We start from the raw sequence: 25,502 nt of genomic DNA, 5'->3' as shown, positions 1-25,502 counted from the left end.
ACCTTTTATGATATCGTCTGCTGAATATACGGCGGCTCCTCCTGCCCGTCCTTTTCCCTTTCTTTCTTCACCCATTGGAAAAAAATAACGGCCAAAAAAGTACCGTACACAATTTCCTGAATGATTTTCATCATGACTGCTCCGAGCTGCTGATCCTCTAACAAAGGCAGTGTATTCAACATCTCTGGCCCTGTTAATGGGACCTGCCCCATCATATCCGCTGGCACGCAAAGCCTCATTGCCTCAGCCCATAAAGCCGGATCTGTATAGGTGGCGTATAACGGTGCACCGCTGAACATGATCAAGGCGCAAGCAGGTGTGAGCAGCATACCGTCCGCCATAATATAACCCAGCTTCATCAAGCCGCTGAGCTGCCGTAGACGCTCAACCTTATGAACAAGCGGCCACCACATGAAGAACGCAAGCACAAAGATAAGCCAAGTGATTAATGTATGGTAAAACGGATCTGTTTTGACAGTATCAAATATAAGCGGTACATGATATAAAGAAAAAATGCCGTTAAACAAAAGCAAAGCAATTAAAGGCGTCGTAAAAAAGGAAAAAACCGGTTTGATTGAAGGCCTGAAAATGATTTTTTCCCAGAGCCATGCAGGAATCCCCGCGATTAACAGCGGCGGGACAACCAAATACAGGACGGCCATCTGCACCATATGTGCGCTGAACATAATATGTCCGAGCAGATCAACCGGGCTTCCCTCGGCTGCATATAAAAACAGCATCGCCGACAGAAAGCACACCATCTCTTTACCAGTTATTCGATTTGGCTTTGAAGACATTCGCCTATATAAATAGAGATAAAGCGCCGTAATGCCTAACAGGATACAAAAAAGATAAGGGCTCCACATCGCGCGAAACCCGAATATCTCCAACTGATTCATTTCTTCACCTCCGGCGGCTGTTTCAAATTACCACCATATAATTGTCACAAACGCAAGCACAGTGATAAACGCGACAAACACCCCTGAATACAAAAACAGTGCCGGCGCCTCATGCCCTTTCTGATTCATATGCATGAAATAATACAGCTGAAAAATGACTTGAATTGCAGCTAGCAAAATAATGAAAGGAATCGTAAACCAGCTGCCGACACCGTCCGTGGCCACAGTCAGAAATGCAACAATCGTAAGACCGATCATTAAACCAAAAGACAGGACTTGATATTTCATCTCCCGGGCATGCTTTTTTTTCTTAAATTCAAGGTCGCTATTAATATGCCCTCTGCTTTTTTTATCGACCATGTTTATCCCACCATCCCCATTAAATATACAACGGTAAAGATGAAGACCCACACGACATCAATAAAGTGCCAATAAAGGCTGGCAACGTAAAACTTAGGCGCCGTATACAGATTCAGCCCTCTCTTGGCATTGCGGATCATAAGCGTGCTGATCCACATAAGCCCAAATGCCACGTGGGCGCCGTGCGTACCGACAAGCGTGTAAAACGCAGAACCAAGGGCAGAGCTTGTGATGGTAAAGCCAAATTCATGGGTGTAATGCTTGAACTCATAGATTTCCAGTCCTAAAAAGCCCGCCCCCAATAAAATCGTAATTCCCAGCCAAAGCTGCATCTTGCCGAAGGAAAAGTTCTTCATGTGGTACATCGCGTATACACTCGTTAAACTGCTCGTTAATAGAAGCATTGTGGCAATGAATACAAGTGTCACATCGAACATTTCCGTCGTAGGCGGATCACCGGCATTTGAATTCCGAAGCGCAAGAAACGTGGCGAAGAGAGACGCAAACAGAACAGTCTCTCCGCCAAGAAAAAGCCAAAAGCCTAAAAATTTATTTTTCCCTTCCAGGGTTACTTTTTCGGGAGAAGCTGGAAAGGTTTCTGCGGTGAATTTTTCTTGAACTTGCATTATGCCTTCACCCCTTTATCATCGTTCGGCAGTTCCTCTTTATGAATATGATAGCCGTGATCATCAATTACTGAACGAAGCAGCATCGTAATAAATGTGATGCCGAGCCCGATAAAGATCACCGGCAGGCCCCAAGCGTAATCACTTCTGTACAGCAGCCCGAACGCTGCAACAAAAAGGCCGAAGGAAATGATGAGCGGCAGGATTGAGCCGTTTGGCATATGAATATCATCAACCGGTTCCGCCGGCGTCATTGATTTGTGCCCTGCCTGCTTCTCGATCCAAAGCGGATCAAGTCCTCTGACAAAAGGAAGCTGTTTAAAGTTATACTCCGGCGGCGGTGAAGAAACGGTCCATTCCAGCGTACGTCCGTCATGCCATGGATCAGCACCTACATATTCACCTTTTACCGATGTCCATATGACATTGACCAGCAGAAGAATAACAGCTGCCGCCATAAAAAACGCCCCGATTGTACTGATCAAGTTGCCGGTTTCCAGACCCTGTCCTGGCAAAAACGTATAAACCCGGCGCGGCATCCCCATTAAGCCGACAAAATGCTGAATGAAAAACGTGAGGTGAAAGCCGATAAAAAACAATACAAATGAAATTTTCCCCATCGTTTCATGCAGAATTTTACCGAACATTTTCGGCCACCAGAAATGAACACCGGCTAAAAGGCCGAATACAACGCCACCAATAATGACGTAGTGGAAGTGCGCAACCACAAAATACGTATCATGGAACTGATAATCAGCCGCAGCAGCTGCCAGCATGACTCCCGTCACACCGCCGAGCACAAAGGATGGAATAAATGAGACAGCATACAGCATAGCGGTTGTATACTTCACATTTCCTCCCCAAATCGTCAACAGCCAGTTAAAAATCTTAATCCCGGTCGGAATCGCGATAGCCATTGTTGCAACCGCAAAAATCGCATTTGCAATCGGGCCGAGACCAGTCGTGAACATGTGGTGCACCCAAACCATAAAGCCCAGAAAGCCGATGAGCACGATTGCAAAAACCATTGAAGAATAGCCAAACAAACGCTTTCTGGCGAACACAGGGATGACCTCAGAAAAAATACCGAATGCAGGCAAAATTAGGATATAAACCTCCGGGTGGCCGAAGATCCAAAATAAATGTTCCCAAATGACCGTATTTCCGCCAAGCTCCGGATTAAAGAAATTGGTTCCGAACAGCCGATCCAGCATCATGAGAGCCAATCCAACCGTAAGCGGCGGAAACGCGAACAAAATCAATGCCGAGGCCACAAATGTCGTCCATGTAAACAAAGGCAGCCTCATATACGTCATGCCCGGAGCCCTCATGTTGATAATCGTAGCCAAAAAGTTAATCCCGGCTATCAGCGTCCCGAGCCCCGATATTTGGAGTCCGAGGACGAAAAAGTCTATGCCGTGTCCTTTAGAATGAAGCGAAAGTGAGGCATATGACGTCCAGCCCGCATCTGGCGCTCCGCCCAAAAACCAGCTTAGATTTAAGAAAATGCCCCCGAAAAAGAAGAGCCAAAAACCAAGCGCGTTTAAAAATGGAAACGAAACGTCCCGAGCCCCGATCTGCAAAGGCACAACCGCATTCATCAAGGCAAATAAGAGCGGCATCGCAGCCAGAAAGATCATCGTCGTTCCGTGCATAGTCATTACTTCATTGTATGCTTGAGCACTGAGAAACGCATTTTCCGGCTTTGCAAGCTGAATTCTGATAAACATCGCTTCAATTCCCCCGACAAGAAAGAAGAATCCCCCTGCTACTAAATAAAGAATCGCGATTTTTTTATGGTCCACCGTCGTCAAATAATCCCAAAGCATAGATCCGCGCGTCCGCTTTTCTGTAAGCGCATTCAACATATGTGACCTCCCCCAATATCTCCCTTTCTTCCCTACTTGCTTTCCGCTTTTAAGCCTTTTAAGTATTCATAAAGCGCATTTGTTTCGCTGTCTGAGAGCTTTGGATATGTGCCTGTCATTTTGTTCCCCGGCTTTATGCTGTCAGGGTCCTTCAGCCAAGCCTTCACATTTTCTTTGTTGGCCTCTTTCACCCCTGCCACTTTTGTCCTTTCACCGAAGGTCGCCAAGTTAGGTGCCGTTCTAGCGGCTTCTGCACGCTTATCATTCGGCTCTACCGCATGGCAGCTCAGGCAGTTTTTCTCTTTAAACAGTTCTTCACCCTGCTTAGCCAAATCGCTCTCTGCTGTAGATTTATAGTTTTTCATTTCTTTTGTCCAACCCTGAAATTCCTTTGCAGACATTGTCTTCACCTTAAAATCCATCAGCGCATGTGAAGGGCCGCAAAGCTCTGCACACTTCCCAAAAAACATATCTCCTGCCTCTTTGCTTCGTTTTGAATCAAATGTCAGGAAGAACTTATTTTCATTATCCGTATTCGTATCAAGTTTTCCTCCAACTGAAGGAATCCAGAAGGAATGTTTTACATCAGAGGCTTTTAAATTAAAATATACACGCTGATCTGTCGGTACAATCAGTTCCTGGCTTGTGATAATGCCGTAATCAGGGTACTCAAACTCCCACCAGTATAAATTTGCCCTAACATTGACTACAAGAGCATCCTCAGCTTTGCGGCCTTTTTTATCCATTGGTGATGTGTCTGCTAGCTCCAGCGTATATAATACAACAGGAATCACAAGAATAATGAGCAGCAAAATCGGGATCACGGTCCATGTGATTTCTAAAAATTTATTCCCCTCTACCTGTTTCGGTATCGTGTTCTCACCGACCCGTGATCTTCTGAATCTCACAATCACATAAAAGAAGATAACAGATACTACTGCAACAACAACCACCATAATCAATGTGCTGAGCACTGTCAGGTCATACTGTTTATCAGCCACCTCGCCAGCAGGCTTGAGCGTGGATAAAAAAGGTTTTCCACATCCGCTTAATAGAAGCGGCACTAAGGCTAATAATAAAATAAGACGCCAATGCTTTACCATTTCACCCAACCCCTTTTCTGGTCAATACAAAGGCGGAAAGCGGATCGAAATCTATCGCCATCCAACCTATCACCAATAAAGCACTTACATTTCCTCTTCTCTTAAATTATGAGTTTTTTTACTCAAAATGCCATCTATGTATAAAAGTAAAGCCGCCTGATTAAACAAGAGGTCAAGGCGGCATTTACTAGTTGTCATCGTTTATTTTGAAGCGATAAAACAAGCATCATATCTATTTTTTAGAAAAGCGTCAAGACAACCATGGCAACGAAATAGATTGTCATGTAGTTAAGCGAGTAAACGAACATCTGCGTTGCCCACTTCATGATATTCTTGGAGCGGAATCCCATTAAGCCAAGAATCAGCCAGCCGATATTTAACAGCAAGCCGAGAATGACAATCGGAAGACCCAGACTACCAAGGAAAAACGGAAGCGGCATCAGGCACGCAACCCACACAATAATTTGTCTTTTTGTCACTTCAAATCCGTATACGACAGGAAGCATCGGAATATTTGCAGCTCTGTAATCCTCTGTTTTCTTAATAGCCAATGCTAAGAAGTGAGGAATCTGCCAAATAAATAAAATCATGAATAACACCCATGCCACGACACCGATATTCCCTTCCACAGCCGTCCATCCAATAAGCGGCGGCACTGCACCGGAAACGCTTCCTACTACTGTGTTAATCGTATAGCGGCGTTTCGTCCACATTGTGTACAATACAACATACGTAAAAACTCCGATAAAACCGATAACAGCAGCCATGACAGTTGTCATCAGCAGCATGATCAATCCTAAAGCAACCAGCAAAATTCCAGACCATAACGCCTGACTCGGCTGAATTTTACCCGTAACCGTCGGTCTTACTTTCGTACGCTCCATAAGATGGTCAATGTCCCGGTCATACCAGTTATTGATCGCGCAGGAGCCTGCAATAATCAGTGAAGACCCGATTAACGTAAGAAGAACGGTGTTTATATTGCCTAAAAAACTTAAACCGGATATATGCAGTGCAAGCCACATTCCAGTGAAAGTCGTGATGAGGTTAGAATTGACGATCCCTATTTTAATAAGGGACAGAAAATCTTTCCATGCCGTTGTTTCTTCAATTTGTCCGTCTATAGCTGTATCATTTAAGATTCTGGAGTTAGCCATAACGTAAACCTCCCTTACAAACCTAACGCAGGAGAATAAAATAACCTGCAACTCTATCATACAAGATAACATCTTGTAAAAAAACGTCCTATTAAATATTAAACGACAAACAGGAATTTATTTGTGAACTTTTTATGAATTTTACCAAAGATGAAGGCAATCTCCAAATCGGCATTGCGTTTACCTTATTTCTATCAGACCCGGCATGAATAATCAAGTGTACATTTTCCAGAAGCCGTCATTCTATTATATTTTTGTGAACAAAAGGCTCTGGGAATTGCCACAAAACACATATTCGCTTACACTTGGAACGTATATAAAATTGCAGCAGTATGTTGAGAAGGTGAATATTGTATGAATAAAGCATTAAAAGCTCTCGGTGTTCTGACGACATTTGTCATGCTAATTGTTTTAATCGGGGGTGCCCTCGTTACAAAAACAGGTTCCGGCCAAGGATGCGGCAGACAGTGGCCGCTGTGTCACGGCCGTTTTTTCCCTGAACTGAATCCGGCTTCAATTATTGAATGGAGCCACCGATTCGCAAGCGGAATCTCTATTATCCTTGTGCTAAGCCTTGCGTTTTGGTCATGGAGAAAAATCACGCCGATTTTCCGTGAAACAACGTTTCTCGCGATCATGTCAATTATCTTTTTATTTCTTCAGGCATTGCTTGGCGCATTGGCTGTCGTATTCGGTTCGAACGCGCTGATTATGGCGCTTCACTTCGGCATCTCATTAATTTCTTTTGCTTCAGTGCTTATTTTGACATTGCTCATATTTGAAGCTGATAAATCAGTCAGAACACTGGTTAAGCCGCTTCAAATCGGCAAAAAGATGCAATTTCACATGATAGGAATTTTAATATATTCCTATATCGTTGTGTATACAGGCGCATATGTAAGACACACTGAATCAAGCCTGGCATGTCCTGATGTGCCGCTGTGCAGCCCGCTGAACAATGGACTTCCGACCCAATTCCATGAATGGGTGCAAATGGGCCACAGAGCAGCAGCCTTACTGTTATTTGTATGGATTATTGTTGCCGCTGTTCATGCTATTATCTCCTATAAAGATCAAAAACAGATCTTTTGGGGATGGATCTCATGTCTTATTTTCATTACATTACAGGCACTGTCCGGGATTATGATCGTATACTCTGAACTGGCTCTGGGCTTTGCACTTGCCCACTCGTTCTTTATTGCCTGTCTGTTTGGCGTTCTATGCTACTTCTTATTATTGATTGCTCGTTTCCGTTATGAATCTAGGCAATCATAAGGACTCAAGACCAAAGCCTTAGGCGGCTTTGGTCTTTTTTCATGTCTTGTTTTGGCGCTTTATTGTTTCAATGGCCAGCCTTTGCTGAATTTGATGATCAGTGAGCAGCTCACTTCGGTCTGTCCCTTTTCTTATCGTGATTATAGAAATTTCATATGGATCTATAGCCCGCGAACATAAGTATTAAAGCCTTTTGGCCATTGGAAAATCAGATAGTGCTTAAAGAAATATGCATGGACTACTACAAAGCATCTAAAAAATTGGTGGTATACCTCTTTTTATTTTGGGCTTGTGACAGTACTCTATAATCTCTGAAGTCCCCTTATATCTCTTCTAACCATCTGTTTCACTCCACATTTTCTATAAAAAAACAAGAGTGTATATCATTGATATACACTCTTGTTTTTTTTATGCTTTTTCAATTTCGAGAAGCAGATCTCCCGTTTGGATCGGCTCACCATTTTTCACATGAACCTGCATGATTGTTCCTGAGAAAGGCGCCTGAACCGTTGTTTCCATTTTCATCGCTTCATTAATCATCAAATGATCACCTTTATTGACTTTTGTGCCTGCTTCAGCCAATACCTTAATAACTGTTCCAGGCATAGAAGCTGCGATGTGGCTTGGATTTGTCCGGTCTGCTTTCAGCCTTTCCTGAACGGAAGACTTAATGCTTTCATCTTTAATGACTACTTCACGCGGCTGCCCGTTGAGTTCGAAATAAACGACGCGGGTGGCATCAGGCTGAGGCTCACCGATTGAAATCAGCTTAACGATCAGCGTTTTGCCGCGCTCAATTTCAACTTCTATCTCTTCACCTAATGTCATACCGTAGAAGAATGTCGGTGTATCTAATACCGAGATGTCTCCATAGCTTTCTGTCGTTTTCACATAATCAGTGAAGACTTTAGGATAAAGGGCATATGCCACAGCATCCTGATCTGAAATTTCCAAGTTATGCTGCTCTTTAAATTCCTGTTTGATCGCTTCAAATGACACCGGCTCAAGCAGTTCGCCCGGTCTGACTGTAATCGGCTCCTGCCCTTTTAAGATTAGCTTTTGCAGTTTTTCCGGGAATCCGCCATGAGGCTGGCCGATATTTCCTTTAAAAAGCTCCACGACAGAATCAGGGAAATCTAAAGATTCGCCTTTTTCATAAACGTCTTTTTCAGTCAGATTGTTTTGCACCATGTAAAGTGCCATATCTCCGACAACTTTTGAGGAAGGCGTTACCTTGACGATGTCACCGAACATATCGTTCACGCGTCTGTACATTTCCTTGACTTCGTTCCATCGGTCGCCAAGGCCTACTCCCTTGGCCTGCTGCTGCAGGTTGCTGTATTGGCCCCCTGGCATTTCGTGTTCATAAATTTCAGTATGCGGAGACTTCATTCCGCTTTCAAATTCACTATAATATTTACGCACCGACTCCCAATATTGGGACAGCAATTCAACGCCTTGGACATTCATTTCCGGACGGCGGTCGTTGCCTTCCATCGCATGATAAAATCCGCTCGCGCTAGGCTGTGACGTTAATCCCGCCATTGAGCTGACCGCCACGTCTATGATATCAACGCCGGCTTCAACAGCTTTCGCATACATATAAATACCGTTTCCGCTCGTATCATGTGTATGAAGGTGAACCGGAATGTCGATCGTTTCTTTCAACGCAGAAACAAGTTCATATGCAGCCTGCGGTTTTAACAGCCCTGCCATATCTTTAATCCCGAGAATATGGGCTCCGGCCGCCTCAAGCTCCTTCGCCATCGATGTATAATATGCAAGGTCGTACTTCGTCCGGTTCTTGTCAAGGATATCTCCCGTATAACAAATCGCAGCTTCTGCCACTTTGCCGGTATCCCTAACAGCATCAATGGCTAACGTCATCCCTTTTACCCAGTTTAAGCTGTCGAAAATACGAAACACATCAATACCGGATTGAGCTGATTGCTTCACAAATTCTTTAATCACATTGTCCGGATAATTCGTATAGCCGACCGCATTTGATGAGCGAAGCAGCATCTGGAATAAGGTATTCGGCACTTCTTTGCGAAGATCTTCCAAACGCTTCCACGGATCTTCTTTCAGGAATCGGTAGGCTACATCAAAGGTCGCGCCTCCCCACATTTCCATACTGAATAGTTCAGGCCATAACGCAGCCGTCGGATTTGCGATTTTTTTCAAATCATGCGATCTGATTCTAGTTGCCAATAACGATTGGTGGGCATCCCTGAATGTCGTATCAGTTAAAAGGACAGATTTCTGCTCCTTAACCCAATTTGCAAGCCCTTCTGCACCTTTTTCATCGAGAATTTGCTTTGTTCCTCTGGCAGGCTGCTGATCAACGTCTACCTTTACGCTTAACGGTTTGTCAAACGCCGGTTTTTCTTTTTTCCCGATTCCAGGGAAGCCGTTCACTGTCACATTGCCGATGTAAGTGAGCATTTTCGTTCCGCGGTCTTTTTGTTTAGGGAATTTAAATAATTCAGGCGTTGTATCAATGAAAGACGTATCATATTGCCCTGTCAGGAACTTCTCATGTTTTGCAACGTTCTCAAGGAACGGAATGTTCGTTTTTATGCCTCTGATTCTAAACTCCTGAAGGTTTCGCACCATTTTGGCAGCTGCCTGTTCAAACGTTAAAGCCCAAGTTGAAAGCTTAACGAGAAGTGAATCATAGTATGGTGTGATCACGGCGCCCTGGAAGCTGTTTCCGGTATCAAGACGGACACCAAAACCGCCGCCTGAGCGGTAAGCCATTATTTTTCCTGTATCAGGCATGAAATCATTTTGCGGATCCTCAGTCGTAACCCGTGACTGAATGGCATAGCCGATTGTAAAAATGTCCTTTTGCTCAGGAATATTTACTTTTTTGCTGTGAAGGCTGTGCCCTTGGGCAACAAGGATCTGAGTTTGAACAATATCGATACCAGTAATCATTTCTGTTATCGTGTGTTCAACTTGTACGCGAGGATTTACTTCAATAAAGTAGAACTCGTTGTTTGCAACAAGGAATTCGACCGTCCCCGCATTTATATAGTTTACATTTTTGGCAAGCGCAACTGCCGCCTCACAAATTTGATCCCTTAATTCAGGTGACAGCGAGACACTCGGCGCCACTTCAATGACCTTTTGATGGCGTCTTTGAACGGAACAATCCCTCTCAAAAAGATGGACGACATTTCCCTGCTTGTCTCCAATGACCTGAACCTCAATATGTTTCGGATTCTCAATTAATTTTTCTACATAAACTTCATCATTGCCAAAGGCTGCTTTCGCCTCTGATTTAGCACGCTCATATGCTTCTTTGACTTCACTTTCAGATCTGACAATCCGCATACCGCGGCCGCCGCCGCCAAGCGAGGCTTTAATGATGATCGGATAACCGTTAGCTTGTCCAAATTGTTCGACGGCTTCAAGCGTTTCGGCAGGACCGTCGCTTCCCGGAATCACGGGGATTCCCGCTTTTTCTGCCTGCTCACGCGCTTTTACCTTGTCACCAAACATATCGAGATGCCCGGATTTTGGCCCTATGAATACGATGCCTTCTTCTTCACATCGTCTCGCAAAATGAATATTTTCAGATAAGAAACCGTATCCCGGATGAATTGCATCGACTTTGTTTCTTTTCGCAATATCAATGATACCTTCAATATCCAGGTAAGCATCAATCGGTTTTTTCCCTTCACCGACCAAGTATGCTTCATCCGCTTTGTACCGATGGTAGGAACCGGAATCTTCTTTTGAATAGACCGCAACTGTACGAATATTCAACTCGGTACACGCCCGGAATATTCGGATTGCAATTTCTCCCCTGTTTGCTACTAATACTTTTTGTATCGATTGCTGAGACAAACTTTTCTCCCCCTTACCCGAATGGAATATAATCTATCATAGCGGAATATCCTTCCCCTGTACACACTTGTTTTTTACTGATAAACAGTTTTTTTGAGCTGTTTCTTTTTCATTCCCTTCGGAGCCAAGGGCTCTTTCTTTTTCTTATTCTCTGAATATTTCACAAACATGCTGATATTCGCTAATATCCCCATACTCCCCAGCAGCAGCACCAAAGAAGAGCCCCCGTAACTGATAAATGGCAGCGTAACCCCTGTAATCGGAATTAATCCGCTGACACCGCCAAGGTTAATAAACGACTGGATGGCAATCATGCTTGAAATGCCGATCGCCAGAAGACTTCCAAACGGGTCCTCGCATTTTCTGGCAATATAAAAACCTTTTATGACGACAAAACCCAATAAGAAAATCACAAACAATACCCCAAAAATGCCGAGCTCTTCAGCAATGACAGCCATAATAAAGTCAGTGTGTGATTCAGGCAGATATCCGTATTTTTGGATACTTTCACCGAGCCCCAGGCCGAAAATGCCGCCTGAGCTGATCGCATAATAAGAATTGATCACTTGCAAACCTGATGAATTTGCATACTTAAATGGGTCTTCAAGACTCTCAAAACGCGCCAAACGGCCTTTAGTTAAAATTTGATCCTGATTTAAATAGAGAATCGGGCTGACTAAAATTAAAACAATTCCGCCGAGCAAAAGCAGCCTCACCAGCGTCTTTCCGCTGAAGCCGGAGCACAAGATCATGCACGTCGCAATTAACCCTATAATCATGGCTGTACCGAAATCTGGCTGCATGGCAATTAACCCGCAAATTATAAGCGTCATGACTACCGGAGGGGCTACTCCCGTTAACAGATGGTCGATATAACTTTGTTTTTTTGCATATACGGCTGCAAGGTATAAAATCACGACCAGTTTCACAAACTCCCCCGGCTGAATACTCATTCCGCCGATTTTAAACCAGCTCTGCGCGTTTCCGGCAACATGCCCGAAAACAAACAGTGAGATAAGCGCAAGAACAGATACAAGCAGTATCCCCTTCTGAAACTTTTGATGGGCCAGTGCTTTATAAGGAAACAACGCCATGAGAATAAATAGAGCGCCACCCGCAATTAAAGCAAACAGCTGCCGCATGAAGAAAAAATTACTGCTTACTCCATACCGGGAGACAGCCGTAATCATGCTTGAGCTGTATACCATCACTAAACCGAATCCGCATAATAAAACGATTGCGAATATCAGTGAGTAATCATAAGATTTTAGCATTTTTTTTAACATAGCATCCTCTTCCCTGCTTCTAACTTCCATTATCTATGGTTTTTATGTATTTATCTTTTTTATTTTACTACAATTTATCAAACGAGACGAAGAATCTCTATACGATTCGGAAGGAATGTGTAAAAAAAGACCGTCTTTTATGAGATGAGAGAAAAATAGCGGTTATAAAAAAACCCAAACTGTTAATAAGTTTGAGTTTTATCATTTATTTAGCTGTAAACGCGTCATGCAAAGCAGACAATTCGCGCTCCAATGTGTATAAAAGGTCTTTACCGTCTTTTTCATCAACCAATCCCAGGCGGACAGCAAAATCGATTTCCCTCGAAAGCCCGAACATTTGAGTATCTAAAACCTCTTCATATAGAGGACATTGAGGCATCGTTAAGTTATCCATTTGTACTCGGATCAGCTTCAAAATCTTCTCAGCGTCCACTTTTAAGAGTTCAAAAGCTTTTTGCCGATGGTCAACTATCATCTCTGAAGCCAAAAGTATCCCTCCGTTCCCCAGGCGAGTACCTAATTCTTCTATTTATCATAAAGGGTATCAACAGAAAATGCAAGAGGATTTAAGCATATGACATAAATTAAAAAATACTCAGCCTGTACATCTCAGACATTATTTCCAAAAGCTTTACACCTGCAATGCTGTTCCCTTTTTCGTCTAATGCGGGGCCGAATATGCCGATCCCGAAATCGTAAGGCGAAATGCCCATAATCCCGCCGGATACGCCGCTTTTCGCAGGAATTCCGACCTTAATTGCGAATTCCCCGCTTGCATTATACATTCCGCACGTCACCATAAATGTTTTGCAAATTCTAGCGACATCTTTTGAGATGACTTGCTCCCCAGTCTCTGGATGTCTGCCGTTCAATGCAAATACAGATCCGATTTTCGCTAAATCCAAGCTGTTCATTTCAATCGCGCATTGCTTCGTGTATAAATCCATTACTGCCTCTACATCATCTTCAAAAATGCCGTACTGCTTCATATAATAGCACATTGCCCGATTAATCATTGAAGTGCTGTATTCAGATTCAGCCACTTCCCGGCAGTATGTAATCTCTTGGTTGTTTGTCAGCCTTCTGATAAAAGAAAGCAAATAATCAAGTCTCTCTTTCACCGTTCTTCCTCTTATCAGACTTGTCACTACCAATGCCCCGGCATTAATCATAGGATTTAACGGCTTGCTCGGATTCACTGTTTCGAGCTTGATAATTGAATTAAACGGATCACCGGTCGGCTCCTGTCCAACATAACTGAAGACCTTATCTTTGCCGTATTCCATTAACACCAAAGCAAGGGAAAGGACTTTCGATATACTTTGAAGCGTAAATGTTTTTTCTACGTCACCTGCTGACAGACAAACATTATTGGAATAATAAATCGCCACTGACAGGTCGTGTTTATCAACTTTTGCCAAGGCGGGAATATAGCTGGCTACCTCCCCCTTGTCCGTTACTTTTTTCGCCTTTTTCACTAAGGCTTCAAGCTCATCATTATGCCGGCATACCATGCAAACACCCTCGTTCCCTCAGCATTTCAATACACATAATTTGTACACAAAGTGACAATTCATGCGAAAACTTTTATAATTTTGAGAGAAGGGGGTCATATCATGAGCGTTATCCAAGTAAAAGGCAATGTTACATATCCAATTACCATTGATCCAAGCGTATGGATTTTTGATGATCGCAAATTTTCGTTTGACCGCAAAGGGGACAGTCAAGACACATATTTACAATCAGCCGGGGATGAATCCGACCTTGATCCGGAACGCGTCATCAGAGAGGGGCGAATTGCGCCGCCTACATTAAAGACGGAAAAACAATATGAGAAGCAAAAACTGATGAACGGCAGTTTCGCAATGAGACTTGGGACTGTCCTGAAGAATGCTGAGCCGAACAGCTCTGCGACGCAATGTGTATTTGTCACAAGTTCGGGAAAGGCCGCCGTTTCTCTGGAAACCGCTCTGAACAGTATTGTCCATTTCAGTGAGGCAGGCAAGCCGATTCAAGAAGGCGGCCCCGTGCATATTTACTTTGAAGATCCAATTCATCACAAACAGCCGATTACCGATGTAAAAGAGATCGAAATCATTTAAGTGTTACAGCAAATCAGCTGCAAGCTGGGCGAGACCTGATCTCTCACCTTTTAACAGCTTCACGCTGCCTGAGATGGGTTGTCCTTTAAACCGCTCAACCACATAGGCCAAACCATTGTTCAGACTGTCTAAATATGGGTGATCAATTTGTTCAGGGTCGCCCATTAAGACAATTTTACTGCCCTCACCGACTCTCGTCAGCAACGTTTTCACCTCATGCCTGGTCAAATTTTGCGCTTCATCAATGATAATAAATTGATCTGGAATGCTTCTCCCTCTGATATAAGTCAGCGCCTCTACCTGAATTGAGCCAATTCCCGCCAAAATAGCATCAAGCTCCCCTGGTTTTTTCGCATTAAACAGAAACTCTAAGTTGTCAAAAATCGGCTGCATCCAAGGCTTTAGCTTTTCCTCTTTTTCGCCTGGCAAATACCCGATGTCCTTGCCAACAGGAACAATCGGCCTTGCGACGACCAGCTTTTTATATATTCCCAAGTCTTCTGTCTGTAATAGCCCTGCCGCCAAAGCTAAGAGCGTTTTGCCGGTTCCCGCTTTGCCGATCAGGGTGACAAGCGGAATATCTTCCCGCAGCAAAAGCTCTAATGCCATTGTCTGCTGTACATTTTTCGGCCTGATTCCCCATATATGTTCATCATCAAATACGAGTCTTTTTAATACCGTGCCGGTTTTGTCTGCAATTCCGACTGCCGAGGAGGACCCTCCTAGCTCATCCTTCATTAAAGCAAACTGATTCGGATAAAACGCATGCTGTTTCACATCGTTTACTGAAATTTGATTTTTCCCGTAAAAAGAGCTGAACAGCTGCTGGCTGATATATAAATCTTTATAGCCGCTGTACATTTCATCATTGTCCACAACACGGTCATTCAAGAAATCTTCAGCAAGCAGTCCGATTGCGTCGGCTTTAACCCTGACCAGTACATCCTTACTGACAAGGATAACCGGCCTGCCATTTTCCTTGGTTTCTTCCTCGAGGCTTAAGTTTTTCGCAACGGCTAATATGCGATTATCGTTCGTCTTTTCAATAAAGATCTCTTGCAGCTGGTGAAACGAACGATGATTCAGTTCAATTCTCAGTGTGCCGCCGGTGTCAAGCGGTACATGCTCATGCAGCCTGCCCTTTTGTCTTAGCGCATCGATTAGCTTAGATACGTGCCTTGCATTCCTCCCAACTTCGTCCATATACCGTTTTTTTGAATCAACCTCTTCTAAAACGACAGCAGGGATGACAACCTCATTTTCTTCAAAAGAAAATATCGCGTTAGGATCCTGTAATAACACATTCGTATCTAACACATAAATTTTACTCAAGTCTCAGCCTCCTGATATAAGGGTCAAAGTTCTTCCTGCTTCTCTTTTGATGAAAAAGGTGAATGCCTGCTAAAATATATGTTTTTGTGCATAAAGATAGAAGGTTAATTCAACAATAAAATTAATGAAAGCATTTTAAGGAGGGAACCCGCAAGTGCGAATTCTTTTCATTATCATACAGCTGACACTTATCCTGTCCGCTTGTGCCTATCAACAAGGAAAACAGGGCCAGAATGTTGAAAAAGAATCAACAAGACAGCAGGAGACTAAACCGATTCACGTAAAGGACACAACTCAAGAAACAAAAGACAATGGAACAAGAACGGATATTGCCAAGCATCTTGTCAGCGTTGCTGAAAAAAACCCCGACGTCAAGGATGCAACAGCCGTTGTGCTGGGAGGCTATGCTGTTGTTGGGATTGATGTCGATGATACTTTGGACAGAAGCAAAGTGGAAACCATTAAATATTCTGTAGCTCAGGCGCTAAAGAATGATCGATATGGCGCCAACGCAGTAGTCATTGCTGATCCCGATACGGTCAGCCGCCTTCGCGAAATGAGCAGAGAAATCAGCGAGGGCCATCCGGTAACAGGTATACTGGATGAATTAGCTGCAATTGTCGGCCGAGTGCTTCCTGAAGTGCCTAACGATGTGATTGACAATGAAGATGAACCGCAAACAAAGCAGCAAAATGACCAATTAAATAGAAAACAGCAACAGGAAATGGAGAAGGAGCAAAACGATCAATCTGATCATCATATGAAAAAGAACAACAATGACTAAGCTATAGCCTTGCGCTTTAGCTTTTTCTTATTTTGGACAGCTTCTGATCCGTGATATAATACATGTTAGTGAAAGAGGTGATATGATGAGGGTCAAATGTTCTATTTGCGATAAAATTGAAACAATTGATGATGATACCCTGATCGCGAAACGGCTTCGAAACCGCCCGATCCATACATATATGTGCCAGGAATGCCACGATCGGATTGCCAAAAAAACAGAGGAACGGCTGAAAACGGGAAAATTTACTTTTCACCCGGGACAGCAGAAAAAAGAAAAAGTCAAAAAATAAAGCGGCCGCTTAACCATACAGAACACAAAAAAGACTCAGCTTTCAGCTGAGTCTTTTATGATTTTGCAGACTGTCCTTTTTTCGACTGATACAGCCGGATTTTGTAAATGATTAAAATCAGCGCAGCGACGACCAATCCTTCTGCCACGGGCAAAAACACCCCTAAAAAAGTCAAAACAGTGCAGCCCAAAGCCAAAAATACATACACCACTGCAGATTTTAATACAGGAAGCCGTTTAGCAAATCCAAGCTTAAATACAATAACGGCCAACACAAAAATCGTGCCGTACAGCAGCCACATGCCTGCCGCAGGCTGCCGGTCTACTTGATATAGAGCGGCGAAGAACGACAGGCGTTCGCTTACGTCATTCAAAAAGATTCCCTCCCCTGTAAACGTACGGGTTCTATCTTTTCAAATTCTGCACGAAATTAAGACAATCCTGCTGTTTTTTTCTTTTTAGCTGCTTTTTCACGTTCGTTCTTATTGAGGATCTTCTTTCTTAAACGGATGGATTCAGGTGTTACTTCACAATATTCATCTTCGTTTAAGTACTCTAGAGACTCCTCAAGAGACATGATGCGCGCTTTTTTAATTGTAGTTGTCTGATCCTTTGTCGCAGAACGGACGTTTGTTTGCTGTTTCATTTTGCTGACGTTAACAACAAGGTCATTGTCACGGTTATGCTCTCCAACGATCATTCCTTCGTATACTTCAGTACCCGGCTCAACGAAGATGACACCGCGGTCTTCAATTCCTTGAATACCGTATGATGTTGCTTTTCCGTTTTCCATTGACACAAGTACACCTTGACGGCGTCCGCCGACTTGGCCTGCCTGCATCGGCTGGTAGCTGTCAAACGTATGGTTCAAAATACCGAATCCGCGTGTTAATGATAGGAATTCTGTAGAGTAACCGATCAATCCGCGGGAAGGAACTGTAAAGATGAGACGGACTTGGCCGTTTCCGTTGTTGATCATATCAACCATTTCGCCTTTGCGGGCACCCATTGATTCCATGACAGAGCCAGTATGCTCTTCAGGAACATCAATTTGCACACGTTCAACAGGCTCACAGCGTACGCCGTCGATTTCTTTGATAATAACTTCAGGTTTTGATACTTGAAGCTCATAGCCCTCACGACGCATATTTTCAATTAAAATTGACAAGTGCAGCTCACCGCGTCCTGAAACAACCCAAGCATCAGGAGAAGCTGTTGGCTCAACACGCAAGCTCACATCCGTCTGAAGCTGTGATTGAAGACGCTCTTCGATTTTGCGGGCCGTTACATATTTGCCTTCACGGCCTGCAAACGGACTGTTATTCACGACAAATGTCATTTGAAGTGTCGGCTCATCAATGCGAAGCACCGGAAGCGGATCTTGATGGTCTACAGGACATACCGTTTCACCAACGTTGATATCTTCCATCCCGGAAACCGCAACGAGGTCTCCCGCTTTTGCTTCTTCAATTTCCACACGCTTTAAGCCTTGGAAACCAAAAATCTTTGTAACACGGAATGACTTTGCCGTTCCGTCAAGCTTCATAAGAGAAACCTGCTGTCCGACTTTCATTGTGCCGCGGAATACGCGTCCGATTCCGATACGGCCTACATAGTCGTTGTAGTCAAGAAGGGCAACTTGGAATTGAAGCGGCTCCTCTGCATTATCAACAGGTGCCGGAACATGCTTAATAATGGTTTCATATAAAGCTTCCATGTTTTCATCCTGTTGTTTCGGATCAAGACTCGCTGTTCCATTAATCGCGGAAGCATATACCACTGGGAACTCGAGCTGCTCTTCATTAGCATCAAGCTCAATGAACAGATCCAGAACTTCATCGATAACTTCCTCTGGACGAGCAAAGTCACGGTCAATTTTGTTTACAACAACAACAGGGTTCAGGTTTTGCTCAAGAGCTTTTTTCAGAACAAAACGAGTTTGAGGCATACAGCCTTCATATGCGTCAACGACAAGCACTACGCCGTCAACCATTTTCATAATCCGTTCTACTTCTCCCCCAAAGTCTGCGTGTCCAGGGGTGTCCAAAATATTGATACGTGTATCTTTATAGTTAATCGCAGTATTTTTCGCCAATATTGTAATGCCGCGTTCGCGTTCAAGATCATTAGAGTCCATTGCGCGTTCAGCAACCTGTTCGTTGGCACGGAACGTACCAGCCTGATGTAAAAGCTGATCGACTAGAGTCGTTTTCCCATGGTCAACGTGGGCAATAATCGCGATGTTGCGAAGATCATTTCGAAGTTTCACTTTTTCATCTCCTAAAAAAATTAGATAACTTTCATATTATATCACACATCCTCTTTAAAAGCGTCACGTTTTTCTGTAAACTTAATATAAGACGTAAAAGGGGATGGAATTTATGAAAAAAATGAATTGGCTTTTACTATTATTTGCATTTGCAGCGGTTTTCAGCATTATGCTGATCGGCGTCTTTATCGCTGAAAAAAGCCCTGCAGGCATTATCGCCAGCATTGTACTTGTTTGCGCTGTCATGGGCGGCGGATTTACATTAAAAAAGAAAATGCGCGAACAAGGCTTGCTTGATTAAAAGCATTGCCCCGCCGGCGACATTGTAATCAAAAAACACCGCAAAGAAAGCGGTGTTTTTCATTTCTTTAAGCCTTATCTCCCCTGTTTCTTAGTCAGGAAGATGCAAAACAGCCTTCATACATAGACAATCGTTCTAACGATCACACGTGCAGCCTTCAAAAAGTAGTTCGGCAACGATACACATAAAATACCATAGCGCCTATTCCTCCACCGGAAACTACTCCCTATAATGGAATTTGTAGCACAATTCACAAAAGGGAGAGAAGAAACATGAAGAAAACATTTGTAAAAAAAGCTATGTTAACGACTGCCGCAATGACCTCAGCTGCTCTATTAACGTTCGGTCCTGATGCAGCCAGCGCAAAAACACTGGTTGATAACACTGCTGTTCAACTCCAGCATCAGGCGAGCACTAATGAAGATCTCAATACATTCATTGATATATTAAATCAATGTATATACGAACAAGACGGTGTATATTATTTTGACAGCGAAAAAGCTGTCGAGTTAGGAATGACAAAAGAAGAGGCTCAGGTAATTGCTACACTCTGGGAATCGACATCAGAATTTTTCAGCATTGTTTCACAATGTGTGTATCTCGAGGATGGAAATTACAAATTTGATACAGAAAAAGCAGTTGAACTTGGCTTCACAGAAAAAGAAGCACTTGCACTTGAACAATTTTTCTCCGCTGTTTCTCTCAAGATTCACATTCTTCAAGCAGCCATCGTGCTTCAAGATGATGTGTACAGCTATGATAAAGACGCAGCGCTACAAGCAGGTGCAACGCCACTGCAAGCTGACGTTTATGAAAAACTCTTCAGTGCCCTGTCACAAGAACAGCTTGCCGCTATTTACGATATGATTCATCCCCAGGCTTAATGTGAAAAAGCGCTTGCCGGAATCGGACAAGCGCTTTTTTTATATCAGCAGTTTGATGATCAGCATCATGGCAACCGCCGCTCCAAACCAGCAGGCAGCTTTCATGATCAGTAATCCATAGTACCTCTGTTTAAATCGCAGTTCTTCTTCCGGCAGAAAAGCCTCCTCAACGGCCTGCTCACTTTCCAATTCAAATGGCTCAGCCATCGTGTCATACATGTCTTTGCAGCTGCTGCACATTTTTAAATGCTCTTCTATAACGTGTTCCGTTTCTCTTTTACAATCACCTTCAAGATACAGAGGAAGCAGGTCTCTTACTAGAAAGCAGGTCATATCCGCTCCTCCTCTCTACTTTTCGTCATGTGTTTCTTTAGCTCTAATCTAGCCCGGTGCAATGTGGTTTTCACCTTAGAAAGACTCCATCCTAATATCTCAGCGATTTCTTCATAAGAAAGCTCTTGGAATTCTCTTAAAATCAAAACGGATTGATGCTGATCTTTTAACTTCAGGAGCTCCTGCCGCAGTGTTTCGCTTTTCACCGTCCGTGACAGATACTGTTCAGGCTGCTCATAAGTTGTTTGCGTTAACCCTTCATTTTTGCTGATATCAGTAAATTGGTATTTGACATCCCTGCGGTACCAATTGATAAAGGTATGATGCGCAATGGTGTAGAGCCATGTTCTGATGGAAGAATGCCCCCTAAACGAAGCCACCGTTAAGAGCTTTCACAAACGTGTCCTGCGCTAAGTCCTTGGCTGTTTCAAGATGATGAGTCCTTCTGAATAAATAATTTAAAATTTCTTGATAATACTGCCGATACAAGTCCTCAATGGAATCCCTATGCTTCATTAAAAGTAAAACCACACCGTCATCCAAATGGCCAATAAAATGAAACAGATATACATGAAAGACAAGTATACTTTCATATATCTGATTTGGCTTTCTTCTTCAGCACCGGGACTTCTCTTTAAACAAGTTTTACTCTTTAAGTCTTCCGCATTCTTTTGAAATAGGGATTCATGCTGTTTCATCCATTCCATTGATTCATCCTCTAGCTCTCCTTCTTTATACAGGTCGTATAAGTCTACAAAAACAGACTCTTTTTCTTTATGATTCATAAAGACTTTTCACCTCTTGTGTTTCTCCATCCACTACATAGGCATCATGGCGATTTGAACCAAACGGCTGAATAATGATCAGCCATGCATAATGCCGTTCATCCTCTCTTTGAACGATAATCGGACGCATACGCTTTTTGTAAATAACATCCTGATATAGAGAAGCTACCTTTTCGTAAGCCAATGTTCCATTACGATATGTATAGGGGAATGACTGATCAGGTGTATCGCTGTATACATAAACGTTTAGCTGACCTTGATCTTCAAAAAACTCATATGTTTTAGAAGAATCAGTATACATCACCATGTCACTCTGACTGCTTTTTTTCTTCATTTCTGATACATCAGCATCGAAGACCGTTAATACCTGCCGCTGCAGCCGGCTGTTAGTCAGTGAAATTTCCTTTTTCATTGGAATCGAGAGACTGTGTAAACTACCGGATTCTCCATCAAACTCCAATACAATTCCATCTTTTGTTTCAACTCTCACCATGCTTCCGAGCAGGCTGTCGCTTTCAATATCAGTGATCTGATAAGGCTGTTTTGATATGTTCAGCGCTGTAAACATTTGTTCCACTTTGTCTTGAATGTCTTGTTCTGTAATATGAACATGCAATAGAGAGTCAAGCTGGTAAATCGATGGATCTTCACTAAAACCCATTAAGGTTTCCTTTTCCCAATAAAATACCGCGCCATCATCAGCATGATCTTTTTTATGAAGCTGGTTTTTCAGGTATATACGTACGACTGTCTGGCCGTCCTCATTTGATACCTTTGTTTCGATATGATCCTTATGTAACACACGTCCGTGTCGCTCAAGGAAAGCGATGGACTTTCGCTTGTACTCCTGATTCGTTAGCTTTTTCCCATGCGCTTTTTGTAAGTATTCATAATTACGAATCAGCTGCGATACTTCATCTACCTCAGCTTTATAACTCTTGCTTTCAAATGAGTAGAAATAATGCACATCCATGTTTGTATCGTGCAAATAAAGTGTTTCATCCGTAGGAAAAAATGACTTTAGTATCTGTTCCGCTTTTTCTGATGAAATGTGCTCCCCGACAAAATTGAATGAATCATGGACATTTGCTGGCTTTGATACAGCGAAAGCAGCCGTTCCTATGTTATATATCGGATTTAACAGCAGGACAAAAAACACCAGGACAGCCATCGTCACCCACTTATTCACACGCACATAAACCTTTCCTGACTTTTGGAACAGATGATAGCTCATCAAAAATCCCGCCATTGCCAAATAAATCGTATATGGCATTACTGCACCATAATCTTTTGAGATTTGATTGGGATATGGCGCAAGCAGCAAGACAAGCAGTCCGATAATCAGCGTATAAAATAAGCCTAGTAAAATCTTATTTGTTCTCCAATACAGCTTGAAAAACACAACATTCAACACAATAGGAAGAGTAATAATGAAAAACAGAAACACGAATGCAATTGGCTCGACTCCATCCGGATTTTCCTTCCAATACGTAAAGAAACTGAATATCATTTGTACGATTGGCAAACTGACAACGGCAAGGTCGAACGTGTAAAACTTACCCTTTCCGCCATGATCACGCGGCATCAGCATATAGTGAAAAGCCGTCAGCAGCACATATCCGTATAACAAAAAATGCAGCAGCGGCAACAGTTCTTTTCCGTCCTCTCTTAAGTAAGCGCTGGTGAAGTTTGTTGATTGCACCTGGTGAATAAGTTCAACAGACACTCCCGCCAGCAGCACAATCCGCAACATAACACCCGCCAAGAACATTGTGCGCTGCCGGTTTATTTTGGGATGATGCCCCAAAAGATATAAACCCGCCAGAACAACAATTGACCATTGAATCAGCAGGGTGCTTTGTCTGCTTAATATAAAATAACGTTCGAAATGCAATACATAATGACTGAATAACTCCAACACGAACAACAATCCTTTACTTCTTATTAAGGCCTCATTCGGTTAGACAGCGGACTTTTCAAAAAGTTTCAAGTTGAAACAAAAATATCTCATCTTCCCCTTGATATGTAAAAAACATAACTCTTGAGTGAACCGTCACATGACACTTGACTCATCTTGATATTATTCAACAAAAACAAACACAGGACAATACTATCAATTTTGTCTAGTTATGTTAGTTTTTGTTGAGTATTCCAGAATGCTAGTTTAATATAACAATATAAAGTTTTCAGTATTTTCAAAAAGGGGGATTTATTGTGGGTTTAGGTAAGAAATTGTCTGTTGCTGTCGCTGCTTCGTTTATGAGTTTATCAATCAGCCTTCCTGGTGTTCAGGCTGCTGAAGGTCATCAGCTTAAAGAGAATCAAACAAATTTCCTCTCCAAAAACGCGATTGCGCAATCAGAACTCTCTGCACCAAATGACAAGGCTGTCAAGCAGTTTTTGAAAAAGAACAGCAACATTTTTAAAGGTGACCCTTCCAAAAGGCTGAAGCTTGTTGAAAGCACGACTGATGCCCTTGGATACAAGCACTTTCGATATGCGCCTGTCGTTAACGGAGTGCCAATTAAAGATTCGCAAGTGATCGTTCACGTCGATAAATCCGATAATGTCTATGCGGTCAATGGTGAATTACACAATCAATCTGCTGCAAAAACAGATAACAGCCAAAAAGTCTCTTCTGAAAAAGCGCTGGCACTCGCTTTCAAAGCTATCGGCAAATCACCAGACGCTGTTTCTAACGGAGCGGCCAAAAACAGCAATAAAGCCGAATTAAAAGCGATAGAAACAAAAGACGGCAGCTATCGTCTTGCTTACGACGTGACGATTCGCTATGTCGAGCCTGAACCTGCAAACTGGGAAGTCTTAGTTGACGCCGAAACAGGCAGCATTTTAAAACAGCAAAATAAAGTAGAACATGCCGCCGCCACTGGAAGCGGAACAACTCTAAAGGGCGCAACTGTTCCTTTGAACATCTCTTATGAAGGCGGAAAATATGTTCTAAGAGATCTTTCAAAACCAACAGGCACCCAAATCATCACATATGATTTGCAAAACAGACAAAGCCGCCTTCCGGGCACGCTTGTCTCAAGCACAACGAAAACATTTACATCTTCATCACAGCGGGCAGCCGTTGACGCACACTATAACCTCGGTAAAGTGTACGATTATTTTTATTCAAACTTTAAACGAAACAGCTATGATAACAAAGGCAGTAAAATCGTTTCTTCCGTTCACTACGGCACTCAATACAATAACGCTGCATGGACAGGAGACCAGATGATTTACGGTGATGGCGACGGTTCATTCTTCTCTCCGCTTTCCGGCTCATTAGATGTGACAGCGCATGAAATGACACATGGCGTCACCCAAGAAACAGCCAACTTGATTTATGAAAATCAGCCAGGTGCATTAAACGAGTCTTTCTCTGACGTATTCGGGTATTTTAACGATACAGAAGACTGGGACATCGGTGAAGACATTACGGTCAGCCAGCCTGCTCTTCGCAGCCTGTCCAACCCTACAAAATACAACCAGCCTGACAATTACGCCAATTATAGAAACCTTCCAAACACAGATGAAGGCGATTATGGCGGTGTACACACAAACAGCGGAATTCCAAACAAAGCCGCTTACAACACCATCACAAAACTTGGTGTATCTAAATCACAGCAAATCTATTACCGTGCGTTAACAACGTACCTCACGCCTTCTTCCACGTTCAAAGATGCCAAGGCAGCTCTCATTCAGTCTGCCCGTGACCTCTACGGCTCAACTGATGCCGCTAAAGTTGAAGCAGCCTGGAATGCTGTTGGATTGTAATATTAGAAAAAGCCTGAGATCCCTCAGGCTTTTATTGTTACATATCTTGATTTCTCTCTCAGCTGAAACGACGAAAAGATGCTGCCATGAGACAGAAAACCGCTCCTGATTTGCCAAAAGAGGGATGCAGCCGCAAGTACGCATTTTATAAAAGCTAATGATTCAGTCCAAATAATTGATAGACGAATTCTGCTACAGGTCACGTGGCTATG

The 25,502-nt window shown here is 43.0% G+C and carries 23 protein-coding genes and 1 pseudogene; 7 read left to right on the top strand and 17 right to left on the bottom strand.

Annotated features, from left to right (window positions below):
* Positions 1–5: 5 nt before the first annotated feature.
* The 6 genes from ctaG to cyoE all read right to left on the bottom strand — a co-directional run bounded on the left by ctaG (position 6) and on the right by cyoE (position 6,013).
* Positions 6–899, bottom strand: a complete 894-nt coding sequence (ctaG, locus tag NSQ12_RS08345) for a cytochrome c oxidase assembly factor CtaG (RefSeq protein WP_326224736.1) — start codon at positions 897–899, stop codon at positions 6–8.
* A gap of 27 nt (positions 900–926) precedes the next feature.
* Complete coding sequence (ctaF, locus tag NSQ12_RS08340) at positions 927–1,259, bottom strand: cytochrome c oxidase subunit IVB (protein ID WP_003232242.1); 333 nt, start codon at positions 1,257–1,259, stop codon at positions 927–929.
* 2 nt (positions 1,260–1,261) lie between these two features.
* Positions 1,262–1,885, bottom strand: coding sequence for a cytochrome c oxidase subunit III (gene ctaE / locus NSQ12_RS08335; RefSeq protein ID WP_003232244.1), 624 nt, complete (start codon positions 1,883–1,885; stop codon positions 1,262–1,264).
* Positions 1,885–3,753, bottom strand: a complete 1,869-nt coding sequence (gene ctaD / locus NSQ12_RS08330; RefSeq protein WP_003232245.1) for a cytochrome c oxidase subunit I — start codon at positions 3,751–3,753, stop codon at positions 1,885–1,887. Before ctaD ends, ctaE begins: the two co-directional genes overlap by 1 nt.
* Positions 3,754–3,785: 32 nt before the next feature.
* Complete coding sequence (gene coxB, locus NSQ12_RS08325) at positions 3,786–4,856, bottom strand: cytochrome c oxidase subunit II (RefSeq protein ID WP_003232248.1); 1,071 nt, start codon at positions 4,854–4,856, stop codon at positions 3,786–3,788.
* A gap of 239 nt (positions 4,857–5,095) precedes the next feature.
* Positions 5,096–6,013 carry a heme o synthase gene (gene cyoE, locus NSQ12_RS08320; protein ID WP_003232250.1) on the bottom strand — a complete coding sequence of 306 codons (918 nt, stop codon included), beginning with the start codon at positions 6,011–6,013 and terminating at the stop codon, positions 5,096–5,098.
* Between the two features lie 354 nt (positions 6,014–6,367).
* Here cyoE and ctaA point away from each other — a divergent pair, with 354 nt between their 5' ends.
* Complete coding sequence (ctaA, locus tag NSQ12_RS08315) at positions 6,368–7,288, top strand: heme A synthase CtaA (RefSeq protein WP_003232254.1); 921 nt, start codon at positions 6,368–6,370, stop codon at positions 7,286–7,288.
* Positions 7,289–7,696: 408 nt separating this feature from the next.
* Here the strand turns inward: ctaA and pyc are convergent, their stop codons facing one another.
* The 4 genes from pyc to glsA all read right to left on the bottom strand — a co-directional run bounded on the left by pyc (position 7,697) and on the right by glsA (position 13,943).
* Positions 7,697–11,143: a pyruvate carboxylase gene (gene pyc, locus NSQ12_RS08310; RefSeq protein WP_160243241.1), complete on the bottom strand. Its 3,447-nt coding sequence runs from the start codon at positions 11,141–11,143 to the stop codon at positions 7,697–7,699.
* 74 nt (positions 11,144–11,217) lie between these two features.
* A complete protein-coding gene (ftsW, locus tag NSQ12_RS08305; protein ID WP_029317758.1) occupies positions 11,218–12,429 on the bottom strand; it encodes a cell division protein FtsW in 1,212 nt (403 codons plus the stop codon).
* A 205-nt stretch (positions 12,430–12,634) separates the two neighbouring features.
* Positions 12,635–12,916, bottom strand: a complete 282-nt coding sequence (locus NSQ12_RS08300) for a YlaN family protein (RefSeq protein WP_003245286.1) — start codon at positions 12,914–12,916, stop codon at positions 12,635–12,637.
* A gap of 97 nt (positions 12,917–13,013) precedes the next feature.
* The gene (gene glsA, locus NSQ12_RS08295) at positions 13,014–13,943 is read right to left on the bottom strand and encodes a glutaminase A (protein WP_131227381.1); all 930 of its coding nucleotides are present in this window, start codon (positions 13,941–13,943) and stop codon (positions 13,014–13,016) included.
* Positions 13,944–14,045: 102 nt separating this feature from the next.
* On the opposite strand from glsA, the gene NSQ12_RS08290 reads away from it, so the two are divergent.
* Positions 14,046–14,531 (top strand): hypothetical protein, encoded by a 486-nt coding sequence (locus NSQ12_RS08290; RefSeq protein ID WP_015383578.1) that lies wholly within the window; start codon positions 14,046–14,048, stop codon positions 14,529–14,531.
* Positions 14,532–14,534: 3 nt separating this feature from the next.
* Here the strand turns inward: NSQ12_RS08290 and NSQ12_RS08285 are convergent, their stop codons facing one another.
* Positions 14,535–15,863: a PhoH family protein gene (locus NSQ12_RS08285; RefSeq protein ID WP_003245272.1), complete on the bottom strand. Its 1,329-nt coding sequence runs from the start codon at positions 15,861–15,863 to the stop codon at positions 14,535–14,537.
* Between the two features lie 154 nt (positions 15,864–16,017).
* Here NSQ12_RS08285 and NSQ12_RS08280 point away from each other — a divergent pair, with 154 nt between their 5' ends.
* Complete coding sequence (locus NSQ12_RS08280) at positions 16,018–16,647, top strand: YhcN/YlaJ family sporulation lipoprotein (protein ID WP_003232269.1); 630 nt, start codon at positions 16,018–16,020, stop codon at positions 16,645–16,647.
* An 82-nt stretch (positions 16,648–16,729) separates the two neighbouring features.
* Positions 16,730–16,939, top strand: coding sequence for a YlaI family protein (locus NSQ12_RS08275; protein ID WP_003232271.1), 210 nt, complete (start codon positions 16,730–16,732; stop codon positions 16,937–16,939).
* Positions 16,940–16,994: 55 nt separating this feature from the next.
* On the opposite strand, the gene NSQ12_RS08270 is transcribed toward NSQ12_RS08275, so the two are convergent.
* A complete protein-coding gene (locus NSQ12_RS08270) occupies positions 16,995–17,312 on the bottom strand; it encodes a YlaH-like family protein (protein ID WP_003232274.1) in 318 nt (105 codons plus the stop codon).
* A 56-nt stretch (positions 17,313–17,368) separates the two neighbouring features.
* A complete protein-coding gene (gene typA / locus NSQ12_RS08265; protein WP_003232278.1) occupies positions 17,369–19,207 on the bottom strand; it encodes a translational GTPase TypA in 1,839 nt (612 codons plus the stop codon).
* 112 nt (positions 19,208–19,319) lie between these two features.
* Between typA and NSQ12_RS08260 the strand changes: the two genes are divergently transcribed.
* Entirely contained in the window at positions 19,320–19,508 is a 189-nt protein-coding gene (locus tag NSQ12_RS08260) for a YlaF family protein (RefSeq protein ID WP_003245500.1), read from the top strand.
* Between the two features lie 272 nt (positions 19,509–19,780).
* A complete protein-coding gene (locus NSQ12_RS08255) occupies positions 19,781–20,392 on the top strand; it encodes a hypothetical protein (protein ID WP_015383573.1) in 612 nt (203 codons plus the stop codon).
* A gap of 39 nt (positions 20,393–20,431) precedes the next feature.
* Here the strand turns inward: NSQ12_RS08255 and sigQ are convergent, their stop codons facing one another.
* The 4 genes and pseudogenes from sigQ to NSQ12_RS08235 form a co-directional block, all read right to left on the bottom strand.
* Positions 20,432–20,725, bottom strand: coding sequence for an anti-SigP sigma factor SigQ (gene sigQ, locus NSQ12_RS08250; protein WP_047182565.1), 294 nt, complete (start codon positions 20,723–20,725; stop codon positions 20,432–20,434).
* Positions 20,722–21,241 (bottom strand): annotated as a pseudogene (gene ylaC / locus NSQ12_RS08245) (RNA polymerase sigma factor YlaC). Before ylaC ends, sigQ begins: the two are co-directional and overlap by 4 nt.
* A complete protein-coding gene (locus NSQ12_RS08240; protein WP_160243244.1) occupies positions 21,241–21,510 on the bottom strand; it encodes a hypothetical protein in 270 nt (89 codons plus the stop codon). The pseudogene ylaC and the gene NSQ12_RS08240 overlap by 1 nt, the downstream one beginning before the upstream one ends.
* Positions 21,500–23,440, bottom strand: a complete 1,941-nt coding sequence (locus NSQ12_RS08235) for a hypothetical protein (protein ID WP_160243246.1) — start codon at positions 23,438–23,440, stop codon at positions 21,500–21,502. The genes NSQ12_RS08240 and NSQ12_RS08235 overlap by 11 nt, the downstream gene beginning before the upstream one ends.
* A gap of 284 nt (positions 23,441–23,724) precedes the next feature.
* Between NSQ12_RS08235 and nprE the strand changes: the two genes are divergently transcribed.
* Positions 23,725–25,290 (top strand): neutral metalloprotease NprE, encoded by a 1,566-nt coding sequence (nprE, locus tag NSQ12_RS08230; RefSeq protein WP_003245026.1) that lies wholly within the window; start codon positions 23,725–23,727, stop codon positions 25,288–25,290.
* Positions 25,291–25,502 lie beyond the last annotated feature (212 nt).

Origin of the sequence: Bacillus sp. PS95 (assembly GCF_037963565.1) — a bacterium.
In the GTDB taxonomy this organism is placed as follows: Bacteria; Bacillota; Bacilli; order Bacillales; family Bacillaceae; genus Bacillus; species Bacillus subtilis.
Note: the sequence above shows the minus strand (reverse complement) of the source record. Positions and strands in the feature narration are given on the sequence as shown.